Raw genomic sequence first — 14,952 nt, forward strand, 5'->3', positions numbered from 1 at the left:
AGCAGTGGTCGTCCCGGCGCCGGTCACAGCCGGCCCGCCCGGCGTTCGGTGGCGAGCAGCCAGATCAGGTAGCCGCCGCCGAGTACACCGGTGACCACGCCGACCGGCAGCTGGTGGTCGGGCACGATCCGCTGGGCGGCGAAGTCGGCGGTGACGGTGAGGGCGGCGCCGGTGCACAGCGCGGCGAGCAGGTTGGGGCCGGGGGCCCGGGTGAGCCGCCGGGCGAGCTGGGGGGCGACGAGGGCGACGAAGGAGACCGGTCCGGCGGCGGCCGCGGCGAGCGAGGCGAGCAGCACGGCGGCGGCGAGCAGGGCGAGGCGCAGCCGTTCGGGGCGCAGGCCGAGGCCGCTCGCGGAGTCGTCGCCCATCTCCAGGATCCGCAGCGCGGGGCCGCAGCCGATCAGTACGGCGGGGACGAGCAGGGCGAGGGCGATCAGCAGCGGCAGGGCGTCGCCCCAGCCGCGGCCGTCCAGGCTTCCGGTGAGCCAGAGCACGGCCCGGGCGGCGTCCATGAGTTGGGCGCGGGTGAGCAGGTAGCCGTTGACGCCGGTGAGGATCGCGGCGGTGCCGATGCCGACCAGGACGAGCCGGCTGCCGTGCACGCCGTGCTTCCAGGCCAGGGCGTAGATCGCGACGCCGGTGAGCAGCCCGCCGGCGACGGCGCCGCCGGCCAGCGCGAGGCTGCTGCCGCCGGCCACCACGACCAGCAGGGCTCCGGTGGCGGCACCCTGGGTGAAGCCGAGGATGTCGGGGCTGCCGAGCGGGTTGCGGACCAGCGACTGGAAGAGCGCGCCGGAGAGCGCGAGCGCGGCGCCGACCAGCAGGGCGGTGGCGACCCGGGGCAGCCGCAGCTCCTGGACGATGAACTCCTCGGCGGGGGTGCCGCCGCCGGTCAGGGTGCGCAGCACGTCCGCCGGGCTCATCGGGTAGTCGCCGGTGCCGAGCGCGAGGACGGCGACCAGCAGGGCGAGCAGCGCGCAGGCCGTTCCGGCGGCCAGGGCGCGCGGGCGGTAGCGGACGGAGAGGGCGCCGATGCGGAGCACGTTCATGCCCGGGACCTCCCGCGGCGGGCGAAGAAGAGGAAGAAGGGACCGCCGAGGACGGCGGTGACGATGCCGACCTGGAGTTCGCCGGGCCGGCCGAGCACCCGGCCGAGCACGTCGGCGCCCAGCAGCAGCACGGGGGCGAGCAGCGCGCAGTAGGCGAAGAGCCAGCGCAGGTCGGGTCCGGTGACGGCGCGGACCAGGTGCGGGACCATCAGGCCGACGAAGACGACCGGCCCGCAGGCGGCGGTGGCGGCGCCGCACAGCAGGGTGACCGCGAGGATCGCGGCGGCCCGGGTGGCGGCCGGGCGGGCGCCGAGGGCGCGGGCGGAGTCGTCGCCGAGGGCGAGCGCGTTCAGCGGCCGGGCGAGGGCGAGGGCGAGCAGCAGGCCGACGGCGATGAACGGCAGCACCTGGCGGACCGTGGAGGGTTGGGCGCCGGCCAGGGAGCCGACGGTCCAGAAGCGCATCCGCTCCAGCGAGGCGGCGTTCAGCAGCATCACCGCGCTGACGAAGGAGTACAGGGTGGCGTTGAGCGCGGAGCCGGCCAGCGCGAGCCGGGCCGGGGTGGCGCCGCGCCCGCCGCCGACGGCGTACACCAGGACGGCGACGCCGGCGGCGCCGGCCAGGGCGAACCACACGTAGCCGCTGAACGCGGTGACGCCGAGCAGGCCGGCGGCCGTGGCGACCGCGGCGGAGGCGCCGGCGTTGATGCCGAGCAGGCCGGGGTCGGCGAGCGGATTGCGGGTCAGCGCCTGCATCACCGCTCCGGCGAGGCCGAGCGCGCTGCCGGCCAGCAGGCCGAGCAGGGTGCGCGGCAGCCGCATCTCGTGCACCACGGTGTACGTCGGCGCGGCGGGGTCGGTGAGGCCCTGCCAGACCTCGGCGAGCGAGAGCTGGCGGGCGCCGAAGCCGATGCTGAGCGCCAGGACGCAGAGCAGGACCAGCCCGGCCGCGGCCAGCCCGGCGGCCCGGGCGGATCGCCGGCGGACCGGCCGGTCCGCCGTCACGGCAAGGGAGTTGACGACGGACAAGGGCTGCTCCGGGGTGCGCTGAGGAGTGGTTCGGACACCCTCTGGACAAGAACTTAGGTTAGGTTAACCTATCTTCCGGTCCGCCCGACAGACACCCCGTGAGGAAGTGCTCCGCCATGCCCATGCCCAGAACTGCCGACCTCTCCCGCCGCGGCCTGCTCGCCGCCGCCGGCGCCACCGCCGCCGGCGCCCTGCTCGCCGCCTGCGGCGGCAAGGACGACGGCAAGGGCGGCGCCACCTCGGGCGAGGCCAAGTCCGGCGCTGCCGCCGGTCCGTGGAGCTTCACCGACGACCGGAAGAAGGAGGTCACCGCCAAGGCCGCGCCCACCCGGGTGGTCGCCTTCACCGGCACCGCCGCCGCCCTGGTCGACTTCGGCCTGGACAAGCAGATCGTCGGCGTCTTCGGCGAGACCAAGGGCACCGACGGCAAGCCCGACCCGCAGGCCGGCGACCTGAACGTGGACAAGGTCGAGATCCTCGGCAACGCCTGGGGCGAGTTCTCGGTCGAGAAGTACGCGGCGGTCCGACCCGAGCTGCTGGTCACCCACATGTACGACCCGGACGCCCTCTGGTACGTGCCGGACGAGTCCAAGGACAAGATCCTGCAGCTCGCCCCGAGCGTCGCGATCACCACCGGCCGGGTGCCGATGACCCAGCCGATCGAGCGCTACGCCAAGCTCGCCGAGTCGCTCGGCGCCGACCTGAAGGCCAAGAAGGTCACCGACGCCAAGGCCCGCTACGAGGCCGCGGCCGAGCAGCTGCGGCAGGCCGCCAAGGCGGCCGGCGGCATCAAGGTGATGGCCTGCTCCGGCGCCGCCGACATCTTCTACGTCTCCAACCCGAAGATCGCCACCGACCTGATCACCTTCGCCGAGCTGGGCGTGGACTTCGTCCAGCCCGAGAAGCTGGAGGCCGGCGACTACTTCGAGGCGCTGAGCTGGGAGAACGCCGGCAAGTTCCACGCCGACCTGCTGCTGCTCGACAAGCGCTCCACCGCGCTGCAGCCCAAGGACCTGGCCGCCAAGCCCGCCTGGAACCAGCTGCCCGCCGTCAAGGCCGGCCAGATCGTCCCCTGGGACGCCGTGCCGCGGTTCTCCTGGGCCGGCGCCGCGCCGCTGCTGGAGAACCTGGCCAAGGCGATCCAGTCCGCGAAGAAGCTGTCATGAGCGACCCGATCGAGGACGAGGCGGCGGACCTCGCGGCCCAGTTCGGCTTCTTCGAGGCGCAGGTGGTCCGCTCGGCGCGGCTGGGGCCGACCATGGTCCGGGTCACCCTCGGCGGCGAGCAGCTGAAGGGCTTCGAGAGCGGCGGCCGGGACCAGAGCTTCTCGCTCTTCCTGCCGCACCCCGGCCAGCCGGCGCCGCTGCTGCCGATCGAGGCGGGCCTCGACTGGTTCGGCGCCTGGCGCGCCCTGCCGGCCGAGCAGCGGGCGGTGATGCGCTCGTACACCATCCGCGCGCACCGGCCCGAACTCGCCGAGGTGGACGTGGACTTCGCCCTGCACGGCACCGATCCCGGCTCCGGCGCGGCCGGTCCGGCGGCCCGCTGGGCGGCCACCGCCGGACCCGGCGACCGGGTGATCCTGCTCGGTCCGCGCCGGGCGGAGAACCGCAGCATCGGCTTCCGGCCGCCGGAGGGCACCGACTGGCTGCTGCTGGCCGCGGACGAGACCGCGCTGCCCGCCGTCGGCGGCATCCTGGAGTGGCTGCCCGCCGACGCCCGGGCCCGGGTGTGGATCGAGGTCCCGCACGCCGAGGACATCCAGGACCTGCCCGCCGGGCCCGAGGTGGAGATCGTCTGGCTGATCCGCGAGGCCGGCCGGCCCGCCGCCCTCACCGAGGCGGTGCGCGCCGCCGAGCTGCCCGCCGGCACGCCGTACGCCTGGATCGCCGGCGAGTCCGGCACGGTGAAGTCGCTGCGCCGGCACCTGGTCGGCGAGCGCGGCTTCGACCGCCGCGCGGTCACCTTCTCCGGCTACTGGCGGCGCGGCGCCTCCGAGGAGCAGCTGCGCGAGGAGGCGTCGACCGAGGCCTGACCAGCCCTTTTCCCGGCACGAGAGCCCGTCCCCGGCATCACGGGGGCGGGCTCTCGTCTTGGTCATTTCAGTTAGGTTAGGCTAACCTAACTACATCAACTCGCCCTTGACCCTTGGGGACTGACGATGACCATGCCGGCACCTGCCACCGGGGCCCGCTCCCACCTGTTCAACGACCGGACGCTGCCCGCCTACCGGGCCGCCGTCGCCGCCGGGGTCGACCGCGTCGCCCGCCGGGTCGCCACCGCCGGTCCGTTCAGCGGGATCACCCCGGACCGGCTCGGCCCCGAGATCGCGGCCGTCGACCTGGACCGCCCGCTCGGCGAGACCGGCGCCGCCCTCGACGAGTTGGAGCAGGTCTACCTGCGCGACGCGGTGTACTTCCACCACCCCCGGTACCTGGCCCACCTCAACTGCCCGGTGGTCATCCCCGCGCTGCTCGGCGAGGCCGTGCTCAGCGCGGTCAACTCCTCCCTGGACACCTGGGACCAGAGCGCCGGCGGCACCCTGATCGAGCGCCGCCTGATCGACTGGACGGCCGGCCGGATCGGGCTCGGCCCGGACGCCGACGGCGTGTTCACCAGCGGCGGCTCGCAGTCCAACTTCCAGGCCCTGCTGCTGGCCCGCGAGCAGGCGCTGGCCGCCACCGCGCTCCCCCGCCACCAGGCACTGCCGAGACTGCGGGTGCTCACCTCGCAGGCCGGGCACTTCAGCGTGCAGAAGTCCGCCAAGATGCTCGGCCTCGCCCCCGACGCGGTGATCGCCGTGGAGACCGACCGCGACCGCCGGATGCGGCCCGCCGTGCTCGCCCGCGAGCTGGAGCGCTGCCGCCGCGCCGGACTCCCGGTGATGGCCGTGGTCGCCACCGCCGGCACCACCGACTTCGGCTCGATCGACCCGCTGCCGGAGATCGCCGACGCCTGTGCGCGGGCCGGCGCCCGGCTGCACGTGGACGCCGCGTACGGCTGCGGGCTGCTGGTCTCGCGCACCCGCCGCCACCTGCTGGCCGGCATCGAGCGGGCCGACTCGGTCACCGTCGACTTCCACAAGTCCTTCTTCCAGCCGGTCAGTTCCAGCGCCCTGCTGGTCCGCGACCGGAGCGTGCTGCGGCACGCCACCCACCACGCCGACTACCTCAACCCGGCCCGGGCCGCCGAGCAGCGGATCCCCAACCAGGTCGACAAGTCCGTGCAGACCACCCGGCGCTTCGACGCGCTCAAGCTCTGGCTGACCCTGCGGGTGATGGGCGCCGACGCGGTCGGCGAACTCTTCGACCAGGTGGTCGACCGGGCCGCCGAGGCGTACGCGCTGCTCGCCGCCGACCCCCGCTTCGAGGTGGTCACCCGCTCGCAGCTGTCCACCGTGGTCTTCCGCCACCTGCCGCCCGTCGGCACCGACCCCGCGGACGCCGACGAGGCCAACCTGTACGCCCGCCGGGCGCTGGCCGCCTCCGGCGAGGCGGTGGTGGCCGGCACCAAGGTCGACGGCCGGCACTACCTCAAGTTCACCCTGCTCAACCCGGAGACCACCGCCGCGGACGTCGCCCACGTCCTCGACCTGGTCGCCGGCCACGCCGAGCAGTACCTGTCCGACCAGGCCGCGGCCGCCGAACTCTGCCGCGCCGCCGGCTGAAAGGACCCTCCGATGACCACCCACGACTTCGTCGCGATCGGCCTCGGCCCGTACAACCTGGGCCTCGCCTGCCTGACCGCGCCGCTCGCCGGCGAGCTGGACGGCCTCTTCCTGGAGAGCCGCCCCGAGTTCTCCTGGCACCCCGGGATGCTGCTGGACTCCGCCACCCTGCAGACCCCGTTCATGGCCGACCTGGTCACCCTGGCCGACCCGACCTCGCCGTACTCCTTCCTCAACTACCTGAAGGAGAACGGGCGGCTGTACCCGTTCTACATCCGCGAGCTGTTCTACCCGGTGCGCGCCGAGTACGACGCCTACTGCCGCTGGGCCGCCGACCGGCTGCCCAACCTGCGCTTCGGCCGGCAGGTCACCCTGGTGGAGTACGACGAGCGGGAGGCCCTGTACACCGTCACCGCCGAGACCGCCGACGGCACCGTCCGCCACCGCGCCCGGCACCTGGTGCTCGGCACCGGCACCCCGCCGCACCTGCCCGAGGTCTGCCGCGGCCTCGGCGGCGACCTGCTGCACAACTCCCGCTACCTGGAGGAGAAGCAGGCGCTGCAGCGGAAGGAGTCGATCACCGTGGTGGGCAGCGGCCAGAGCGCCGCCGAGATCTACTACGACCTGCTCTCCGAGCAGGAGCAGCACGGCTACCGGCTGACCTGGGTGACCCGCTCGCCGCGCTTCTTCCCGCTGGAGTACACCAAGCTCACCCTGGAGCTGACCTCCCCCGAGTACGTGGACTACTTCCACGCGCTGCCCGAACAGACCCGCTACCGGCTGGAGTCCGAGCAGAAGGCCCTGTTCAAGGGCATCGACGCGGAGCTGATCAACGCCATCCACGACCTGCTGTACCGGCGCAGCATCCACGGCCCGGTCCCGACCCGGCTGTTCACCAACTCCGAACTGCGCGAGGCCTCCTACGACGACGCCACCGGCCGCTACACCCTCGGCCTGCACCACGCCGAGCAGGACCGCGGCTACACGGTGAGCACCGAGGGCCTGGTGCTGGCCACCGGCTACCGGCACCGCGTCCCCGAGTTCCTGGCACCCGTCCGCGACCGGATCCGGCTCGACGGGCACGGCCGCCCGGACGTGGCCCGCAACTACGCGATCGACACCACCGGGCGCGGGATCTTCCTGCAGAACGGCGGCACCCACACCCACAGCATCACCTCGCCCGACCTCGGCATGGGCGCGTACCGCAACTCCTGGATCATCCGCGAGCTGCTCGGCCGCGAGGTCTACCCGATCGAGAAGGCCATCGCCTACCAGGAGTTCGGCGCACCGGAAGGACTCGTCGCATGACCCCGTTCAGCCTGGACCTCCCCGGCGTCGGCGAGCTCACCGTCCGGCCGCTCGACGTCGACGCCGACAGTGCGCTGCTGCACCGCTGGGTCACCCACCCCAAGGCCGTCTACTGGATGATGCAGCAGGCCACCCCGGACGAGGTCGCCGCCGAGTACCGCGCGATCACCGGACACCCCGACCGCGACGCCTACCTGGGCCTGCACGACGGCCGCCCCGCCTTCCTGGTCGAACGCTACGACCCCGCCCGGGTCGAACTCGCCGGCCTGTACGAGGCGCAGCCGGGCGACGTCGGCATGCACTTCCTGTGCGCGCCCGCCGACACCCCGGTGCACGGCTTCACCCGGGCCGTGATCACCACCGTGCTGGCCTTCCTGTTCCAGGACCCGGCCGCCCGCCGGGTCGTGGTCGAGCCGGACATCCGCAACACCGCCGTGCAGGCGCTCAACGCCGCCGTCGGCTTCCGGGTGGTCGGGGCGGTCGCCAAACCCGAGAAGGAAGCGCTGCTCAGCACCTGCACCCGCGCCCAGTTCACCGCCGCCACCGGAGCCCTCTCGTGACCCCCGCCGCCTCGTCCGCCACCGCCGCCTCGTCCGCCCCCGCCGCGTCCGCCGGGTCCCCCGTCGCCGCCGTCGGGCACCTGACCCCCGAGCTGTGGCAGCGTGCCAACCGCCACCTGGTCCGCAAGGCGCTCGCCGAGTTCTCGCACGAGCGCCTGCTCACCCCGCAGCCGCTGCCCGACGGGCGGTACGCGGTGCGCGCCGACGACGGCACGGTCGAGTACCGCTTCGCCGCCCGGCTGCGCGCCCTGGACCACTGGCAGATCGACCCCGCCTCCATCACCCGGCACCGGGGCGAGCAGGAACTGCCGCTGGACGCCGTCGACCTCTGCCTGGAGCTGCGGTCGTCGCTGGGCCTGTCGGACGAGGTCCTGCCGGTCTACCTGGAGGAGATCTCCGCCACCCTGGCCGGCGCCGCGGACAAGCTCTCCCGGCCGCAGCCCACCGCCGCCGAGCTGGCCCGCGCCGACTTCCAGACCGTCGAGGCCGCGATGACCGAGGGCCACCCCGGGTTCGTCGCCAACAACGGCCGGATCGGCTTCGGTGTGGACGACCACCACCGGTACGCGCCGGAGGCCGCCGCGCCGGTCCGGCTGGTCTGGCTGGCCGCCCACCGCGAGCACGCCACCTTCACCTGCGGCGCCGACCTCTCCTACTCCGCCCTGATGCGCGCCGAGTTGGGCGAGGCGCAGCTCGACCGCTTCGCCGAGCGGCTGACCGGCCTCGGCCTGGACCCGGACGACTACCTGCTGCTGCCCGTGCACCCCTGGCAGTGGTGGAACAAGCTCTCCGTCACCTTCGCCGGGGAGCTGGCCACCCACCGCCTGGTCTGCCTCGGCGAGGGCGAGGACCACTACCGGGCGCAGCAGTCGATCCGCACCTTCTTCAACCTCGACCACCCGTCCAAGCACTACGTGAAGACCGCCATCTCGGTCCTCAACATGGGCTTCATGCGCGGGCTGTCGGCCGCGTACATGGAGGCCACCCCGGCGATCAACGACTGGCTGGCCCGGCTGATCGAGAGCGACGAGGTGCTGCGCGGCACCGGGCTGACGATCATCCGGGAGCACGCGGCGATCGGGTACCGGCACCGCCAGTTCGAGGCGGCGACCGACCGGTACTCGCCGTACCGCAAGATGCTCGCCGCGCTGTGGCGGGAGAGCCCGGTGCCCGCACTGGCACCCGGGGAGCGGCTCGCCACCATGGCCTCGCTGCTGCACGTGGACGCCGCCGGCGACGGGGTCGCCGCCGCGCTGATCGAGCGGTCCGGGCTGGCCCCCGAGGTATGGCTGCGCCGTTACCTGGACGCCTACCTGACCCCGCTGCTGCACTGCTTCTACGCCTACGACCTGGCGTTCATGCCGCACGGCGAGAACACGATCCTGGTGCTGGACGAGTCGGGCGCGGTGGTCCGGGCGGTGTTCAAGGACATCGCCGAGGAGATCGTGGTGATGGACCCGTCGGCCGTCCTGCCGCCCGCGATGCAGCGGGTCCGGGCCGCGGTGCCGGACGAGTTGAAGCTGCTGTCGGTCTTCACCGACGTCTTCGACTGCTTCTTCCGCTACCTGGGCGCGCTGCTCGACGAGGCCGGGGTGCTCGACGAGGAGGCCTTCTGGCGCACGGTCGCCGCCTGCGCGGCCGACTACCGCGACTCGGTGCCGCACCTGGCGGAGAAGTTCGAGCGCTTCGACCTGTTCGCCGCCGAGTTCCCGCTCTCCTGCCTCAACCGGCTGCAGCTGCGCGACAACCGGCAGATGGTGGACCTGGCCGACCCGTCCGCCGCGCTCCAGCTGGTCGGCACCCTGCGCAACCCGATCGCCTCCTGACGGTTCCGTCGCGCCCGCCGCACTCCCCCGGTGCGGTGGGCCGGCCGGCCCACCTCTCCGGCCGGCTCACTCCTCCGGACGGACGATCCGCGGGCCGCGGTCCCGGCCCTCGGCGAGCTGGCCGTCCAGGTCCGGCTGGAACACCACGAAGCGGTCCAGCGCGGCCTCCCGGCGCCGCGCGTCCCCGGCCGCGTGGGCACTGTCCAGCTCCCGCTTGGCCGCCTCGATGTCCCGCCGCAGCTTCGGCTGGATCCGCTCCTCCTCGGCGAACGCGCAGGCGTAGACGACCCGGCGCAGGTCCGGGCCGAGCGCCGCCAGCAGCTCCCGGATCCGTTCCGCGACCGGGTCGGCGCGGTCCAGGTCGCCCACCTGCCGTGCCCGGCGCAGCTCGTCGCGCAGTGCGGCGAGCTGTTCGTCGGTGTCCCTGGGCAGCAGCGTGCCCAGGTGGTGCCGGTACAGGTAGGCGTCCGCGCTCTGGTTCCGGACGAACTGCTGCCGGCGGCGGTCGCGGTCCGCCTCGTCGAGCAGGGTGTCGAGCGAGTCGTCGATGCCTTCGCCCCGCACGACCCGGTCGAGCTTGGCCACCACCGCCTCGTGGTACGCGATCTCGGCCTCGTAGAGGTTGTCGTGCCAGCTCGCCAGGTAGTGCGCCAGGTCCCGCCGGACCTCCACCGCACGGGTCCGGATCCGCGGCGGGACCACGCTTCGGCGGAACTGCTGGACCACGAACTCCTCCCCCTCCAGGCTCGCCCGGACCACCACCAGCCGGTCCGCCGAGAGCTCCACCGACACGGTCAGCCGGTGCGTGCCCGACACACCCGCGGGCAGCCCGCAGTGCACCGTGCCGAACGGCGAGTTCCGGTCCGCCGTCTTGAAGTCGCCCTCGTAGAAGGCCAGTTCAAGGGTGTCACCGGCACCGGCGGTGAGGCCGTAGGTGTGCAGGATCGGCTCGAACGGGTACGGCGTGCCCTTCTCCACCAGCACCGACAGCCGCCCGTCCTTCAGCTTGAGCCCCAGCGGATGCGCGGTGACGTTCTGCGGATCGGCCACCGGGAACGGCTCGTCGCAGAACCGGCAGGCGGACGCGCTCGCCGGGTTCACCTCCCCGCAGGCCGCGCAGCGCAGCCCGTCCGCCGGGCCCTGGACCGCCGTCCCGCAGGCCGGGCAGTGGCTGGAGCCCGCGAGCACCGGCAGTCCGCAGCCGGTGCAGGCGCTCGCCGGCAATCCGGCCGGCGAACCGGCGTTCCCGGCCCCCGCGTCCTCGGCCTCCGGCAGCGTCCGACCGCACACCGGGCAGGCATCCAGCGCGGCGTCGGCCGGGACGTGGCAGCCGCGGCAGTCCACCGTCACCCGGCCCACCAGCGACGTCCCGCACTCCCGGCAGTCCGCGTTCTCCAGCGGGCTCGGCGCGAGGCAGTCCGGGCACTCCAGCGCGGTGAGCAGCGCCGCCTGGACGGCCGCGCCCTGCGCGACGCACAGCATCGGGTCGACGTCCGTCCGCAGCTTCGCCGCGCCGAAGACCCCCGCCAGCCGCTCCCGGACCAGCGGGACCGAGCTGGAGCCGCCGACCAGCAACACGTGGTCCACGTCCTGCGGCAGCAGCGCGGCGCTCTTCAGCGTGGCCAGCACCTCGCGGACGGTCGCGTCCACCTGCGGCTCGATCAACCGCTCGAACGCGGCCCGGTCCACCCGGGTCCGGACGTTCACCGCGCTCGCGCCGAACGCGGGCAGCAGCAGCTCGGCGGCGGTCTCCGCGGACAGCCGGATCTTCGTCCGCTCGGCCTGCACCCGCAGCAGCCGGGCGTCCCCGGGCAGCGGCCGGTAGTCGCCGTGGTCGGCGCGGATCCGGCCGTCCAGGTGCTCGGCCAGCAGGTGGTCGAAGTCCTCGCCGCCGAGCAGCCGGTCGCCGCCCAGCGCCAGGTTGTCGGTGAACTCGGTGACCAGCGTCAGCACCGAGACGTCGAAGGTGCCACCGCCCAGGTCGTACACCAGCACCGCCGGCGCGTCCTCCGTCCCCGCCGTGTAGCCGTGCGCCAGCGCCGCCGCGGTCGGCTCCGGCAGCACACGCGCCACGTGGAAGCCCGCCAGCCGCCCGGCGTCCCGGGTCGCGGCGATCTGCGGCTCGTGGAAGTACGCCGGCACCGTGATCACCGCACGGTCGAACCGCTCGCCGGACCGCGCCTCGGCGTCCAGCTTGATCCGGCGCAGCACCATCGCCGAGATCTGCACCGGCGTGTAGTCCCGCCCGCCGAGCCGCACCAGCACCCCGCCGTCCGGCGCACCCGACACCGGGTACCCGCCGGCCCCCAGGTGCCGGACCGCGCGCTGCACCTCCGGGTCGTCGAACTGCCGCCCCATCAGGCGCTTCACCGCCCAGACGACCTCCCCGCCCGCCCCGCGCCGGCCGAGCGCCGCGGCGCCGACCAGCAGCCCGCCGCCCTCGTCCAGCGCCACCGCGGACGGCGTCGCCGACGCGCCGTCCCGGTTCCGGATCACCTCGGCCGAGCCCCGGCGCATCCACGCCGCGACCGAGTTGGTGGTGCCCAGGTCGATCCCAAGAGTTCGGTACACCGTACGTATTCCTCACACGAGTTGAACGTTGACCGGACCACTGCTCTGGTTGGTGGTTGGACTACCGCGGTGCGGACGGTGGTTCCTGCCCGCCCACCGGGTCGACCGCCACCACCAGTTCCGCCCGGCGCAGGATCTCCCCGCCCAGCAGGAACCCGCCGCGCCGCTCCGCCACCACCGTGCCGGCCGGCACCTCGCCGGTCGGCAGCACCTCCACCACGTCCGCCACTTCCGCATCCGCAGCGGACCCGAGCAGCCGCAGCGGACGGACGTCCACCGTGCCGAGCCTGGCCCGCAGCAACTCGTCGACGAACGCGACCTGTTCGATCAGGCCCAGCAGCAACTCCCGCTCCGACATGCCCGATCCGGCCTCCCCGACCCGGCCCAGCCACTCCCCCATGCGCACCAGGGCGTCGTCCACGTCCAGCAGCCCGAGCAGCAGGGCCTTCTCCCGCTCCCGCTGCTCGTCCTGCACCCGGCGCAGCCTCGCCTCCAGCGCGGCACACCGGCGTTCCAGGAACTCCGTTCCCTGCTCCGGCGGTTGACTCATCGCGACTCCCCCTGATCCGTCATGGCGACCCGGTCCGCCTCGCCCGTCCCGTCAGCCGGTGCGAGCGGAACCAGCTCCGCCACCCCCGGCCGCAGCGGCACCACCGCCGCCGACTCCCGCTCCAGCATCCGCCGCACCCACTCCTGCGGCTCCTCCGCCGCCGGACCGCCCAACGCCCGATGCCCGACCAGCGGCAGCAGCAGATCCGCCAGCCACCGGCGCTCCGGCGTACTCAGCGCACTGCGCGCCGCCGACACCCGCCGCTTGCGCTCCACGTCCCGACCCGCCGCCTTCAACTCCCCTACATACGCCGCCTGCACCGCCGGACCGTCCGCCGACGGCTCCAGCCCCAGCACCGCGTACGGCGACACCGGCTCCGCCGGCGGGTGCGCCGCCGCCGCAAGCCGCTCACCGTTCTTGTCCTGCCGACCGCTGCCCTCCTGCCGACGGGGCCTGGCCGGGCGGTGCGTGAGCACGTGCCCCGCCGGCAGGTAGCGGCGGGCCTCCGCCAGGTTCTCCGCCACGCTCCGACTCCCCGGCACCAGGCGCTGCGCCCGCAGCAGCACCTCCGCGTACCGCACCCAGGAACGCCGGTCCTCGCGGCGCAGCTGCAACCCCCACTGGCGGGCCGCCTGCTCCACGCTCCGCTGGTGCCGCGTCAGCACCTCCCCGTACTCCGCCGCCCACTCGAAGTCCTCGAACGCGCCCTGCCACTCCGACGCCTCCAGCCGCTCCCCGGCCCGCCCCAGGTACGCCCGCGCGAGCAGCGGCCACCACACCACCCGCGGCACCCGGTCCGGCAACCCGTCGGGCACACCGTTCAGCACCACCACGTCCGCCTCGATCGCGTCGATCACCTCCTGGAAACGCCGCTGCCCCAGCAGGTACTCGTACGGGCCGCCCTCCGACGCCAGCTCCAGCAACCGGTCCACCTCGGTCCCGCGGAACGACTCCACAGGCAGCCGCAGCAGCAACCCCTCCATCGCCAGCCGCCCGCCTGCCGCACGGCGGCGGACCGCACCGTCCGCCCCTCCGCGCAGCGCACCACCACCGTCGACCACCCGGCCTGCCGCCCGCCCGGCTGCCCCCGCCGCCCGCAGAACCGCCGCGCCGCCGCCCTCCCGCGTCAGGAACAGCGGACCGCCCAGCAAGGCGCAGCCGGCCGCGTCCGGCGCCGGCACCGCGCCCTTCCCCGCCGTCACCCGCTCGCGCAGCAGCCGCAGCACCTCCAGCTCGACCGCCCACGCCACCGCCAGACTCCGCTGCGGCGGCAGCCCCAGGTACTCGTCCAACTCCCCGAGCCGACGCCGCAGATACTGGTCGAACCCGGCCAGCACCGGCTCCCGCTCCGCCGGCACCGACCGCCGCCCGGTCACCAGCGCCAAGGCGTCCCAATACCCGTCGCTGTACAGCGCCGCCGCCAGGCACCCCACCGCCACCCGCGCCGCCGCCACCCGCCACCCGGCCTCCGCCGCGCCCACGCCGGCACCGCCCGTGCTGCCGTCCCCACCGTTGTCCGCACTCCCCTCACCCGGACCGAACGCCACCGCCAGCGCCGCCAAGCCCACCCCGTGCACCAGCGTCACCTCGCCCGGCGCGTCCTCCCACGCCGCCGACCACTCCCCGTACGCCGCCGCCGTACCGCCCCGCCGCACGGCGTCCCGCACCTCACGCCGCCGCAGCACCCGCCCCAGCTCCGCGCCGAGGCTCCCCGCTCCGCCCAACGCCCCCAGCAGCGCTCCGACCCGGGCCCCGCCCCCGTCCGGCCCGTCCCCCAGCTCCGCCGCCAGCATCCGCAGCACCACCACCCGCCCGAGCGCCCGCAACCCGCCCGGCAACTCCCGCACCGCGTCCGGATCCCCGCTCAGCATCCCCTTCAACAGCCGGGCGTCCTCCGACCCGCTCTCCGCCGCCCACCGGCCGACCACCGCCCCGGCCTCCCCGGCGAGCACACCCCCGCCGAGCAGCACCGCCGCGGACGCCAGGTTCCCCAACCCCGTCCACAGGCAGTCGTCGCACCTGGCCGGCCCGTCACGCCGGACCACGCCGTGCGCCTCGCAACTCACCCGATGGCACTGCCCGCAGCGCAGCCGCACCACCCGCCCGCAGCCCCCGATCCGGCACCGGGCCCCGCCCGGCACCGGCAACCCCGGACCGGCCTCCACCGCCCGCCGGTACCACTCCACGCTCTGCGCCCAGTCACCCGCCCGGGCCGCCAGGAACCCCCGCGCAGCCGCCCACGCCGGCTCGAACTCCGCCGGTAACCCCGGCTCCCGCCGCTCCACCATCCGCAACAGACCCACCGCCTGCGCGAACTCCCCCGCCACCAACGCCCGCGCCGCCCGTCCCAACCCCAACGCCGGCCGCCACACCTCCCCCTCCACCACCCCTCA

The 14,952-nt window shown here is 74.5% G+C and carries 11 protein-coding genes; 6 read left to right on the top strand and 5 right to left on the bottom strand.

Annotation, left to right across the window (positions count from 1 at the left end; translation table 11 throughout):
- Positions 1-23: 23 nt before the first annotated feature.
- Together ACGFX4_RS32365 and ACGFX4_RS32370 are read right to left on the bottom strand one after the other, a co-directional pair.
- Positions 24-1,049 carry a FecCD family ABC transporter permease gene (locus tag ACGFX4_RS32365; RefSeq protein ID WP_393082054.1) on the bottom strand — a complete coding sequence of 342 codons (1,026 nt, stop codon included), beginning with the start codon at positions 1,047-1,049 and terminating at the stop codon, positions 24-26.
- Entirely contained in the window at positions 1,046-2,077 is a 1,032-nt protein-coding gene (locus tag ACGFX4_RS32370; RefSeq protein WP_393082056.1) for a FecCD family ABC transporter permease, read from the bottom strand. The genes ACGFX4_RS32365 and ACGFX4_RS32370 overlap by 4 nt, the downstream gene beginning before the upstream one ends.
- A gap of 116 nt (positions 2,078-2,193) precedes the next feature.
- Here ACGFX4_RS32370 and ACGFX4_RS32375 point away from each other — a divergent pair, with 116 nt between their 5' ends.
- The 6 genes from ACGFX4_RS32375 to ACGFX4_RS32400 all read left to right on the top strand — a co-directional run bounded on the left by ACGFX4_RS32375 (position 2,194) and on the right by ACGFX4_RS32400 (position 9,438).
- Positions 2,194-3,243, top strand: a complete 1,050-nt coding sequence (locus tag ACGFX4_RS32375) for an ABC transporter substrate-binding protein (protein ID WP_393082058.1) — start codon at positions 2,194-2,196, stop codon at positions 3,241-3,243.
- The gene (locus ACGFX4_RS32380; protein ID WP_393082060.1) at positions 3,240-4,112 is read left to right on the top strand and encodes a siderophore-interacting protein; all 873 of its coding nucleotides are present in this window, start codon (positions 3,240-3,242) and stop codon (positions 4,110-4,112) included. The genes ACGFX4_RS32375 and ACGFX4_RS32380 overlap by 4 nt, the downstream gene beginning before the upstream one ends.
- Positions 4,113-4,238: 126 nt before the next feature.
- Complete coding sequence (locus ACGFX4_RS32385; RefSeq protein WP_393082062.1) at positions 4,239-5,744, top strand: pyridoxal phosphate-dependent decarboxylase family protein; 1,506 nt, start codon at positions 4,239-4,241, stop codon at positions 5,742-5,744.
- 12 nt (positions 5,745-5,756) lie between these two features.
- Entirely contained in the window at positions 5,757-7,052 is a 1,296-nt protein-coding gene (locus tag ACGFX4_RS32390; protein ID WP_393082064.1) for a lysine N(6)-hydroxylase/L-ornithine N(5)-oxygenase family protein, read from the top strand.
- On the top strand, positions 7,049-7,612 hold the full coding sequence (locus tag ACGFX4_RS32395; RefSeq protein ID WP_393082066.1) for a GNAT family N-acetyltransferase: 564 nt from the start codon (positions 7,049-7,051) through the stop codon (positions 7,610-7,612). The genes ACGFX4_RS32390 and ACGFX4_RS32395 overlap by 4 nt, the downstream gene beginning before the upstream one ends.
- A gap of 80 nt (positions 7,613-7,692) precedes the next feature.
- Positions 7,693-9,438, top strand: coding sequence for an IucA/IucC family protein (locus tag ACGFX4_RS32400; protein WP_393082130.1), 1,746 nt, complete (start codon positions 7,693-7,695; stop codon positions 9,436-9,438).
- A 66-nt stretch (positions 9,439-9,504) separates the two neighbouring features.
- On the opposite strand, the gene ACGFX4_RS32405 is transcribed toward ACGFX4_RS32400, so the two are convergent.
- From ACGFX4_RS32405 to ACGFX4_RS32415, 3 genes are all read right to left on the bottom strand, one after another.
- Complete coding sequence (locus ACGFX4_RS32405) at positions 9,505-12,009, bottom strand: Hsp70 family protein (protein ID WP_393082069.1); 2,505 nt, start codon at positions 12,007-12,009, stop codon at positions 9,505-9,507.
- Positions 12,010-12,070: 61 nt separating this feature from the next.
- A complete protein-coding gene (gene grpE, locus ACGFX4_RS32410) occupies positions 12,071-12,559 on the bottom strand; it encodes a nucleotide exchange factor GrpE (protein ID WP_393082071.1) in 489 nt (162 codons plus the stop codon).
- Positions 12,556-14,943 (bottom strand): hypothetical protein, encoded by a 2,388-nt coding sequence (locus ACGFX4_RS32415; protein WP_393082073.1) that lies wholly within the window; start codon positions 14,941-14,943, stop codon positions 12,556-12,558. The genes grpE and ACGFX4_RS32415 overlap by 4 nt, the downstream gene beginning before the upstream one ends.
- Positions 14,944-14,952: the final 9 nt, after the last annotated feature.

It is taken from the genome of Kitasatospora sp. NPDC048365, from assembly GCF_043200835.1.
Lineage (GTDB): Bacteria > Actinomycetota > Actinomycetes > Streptomycetales > Streptomycetaceae > Kitasatospora > Kitasatospora terrestris.

Excerpts from the sequence above, each read along its gene's own strand:
- ACGFX4_RS32365 (WP_393082054.1), bottom strand. The coding sequence starts at position 1,049 with ATGAACGTGCTCCGCATCGGCGCCCTCTCCGTCCGCTACCGCCCGCGC.
- ACGFX4_RS32375 (WP_393082058.1), top strand. The coding sequence starts at position 2,194 with ATGCCCATGCCCAGAACTGCCGACCTCTCCCGCCGCGGCCTGCTCGCC.
- ACGFX4_RS32380 (WP_393082060.1), top strand. The coding sequence starts at position 3,240 with ATGAGCGACCCGATCGAGGACGAGGCGGCGGACCTCGCGGCCCAGTTC.
- ACGFX4_RS32385 (WP_393082062.1), top strand. The coding sequence starts at position 4,239 with ATGACCATGCCGGCACCTGCCACCGGGGCCCGCTCCCACCTGTTCAAC.
- ACGFX4_RS32390 (WP_393082064.1), top strand. The coding sequence starts at position 5,757 with ATGACCACCCACGACTTCGTCGCGATCGGCCTCGGCCCGTACAACCTG.
- ACGFX4_RS32395 (WP_393082066.1), top strand. The coding sequence starts at position 7,049 with ATGACCCCGTTCAGCCTGGACCTCCCCGGCGTCGGCGAGCTCACCGTC.
- grpE (WP_393082071.1), bottom strand. The coding sequence starts at position 12,559 with ATGAGTCAACCGCCGGAGCAGGGAACGGAGTTCCTGGAACGCCGGTGT.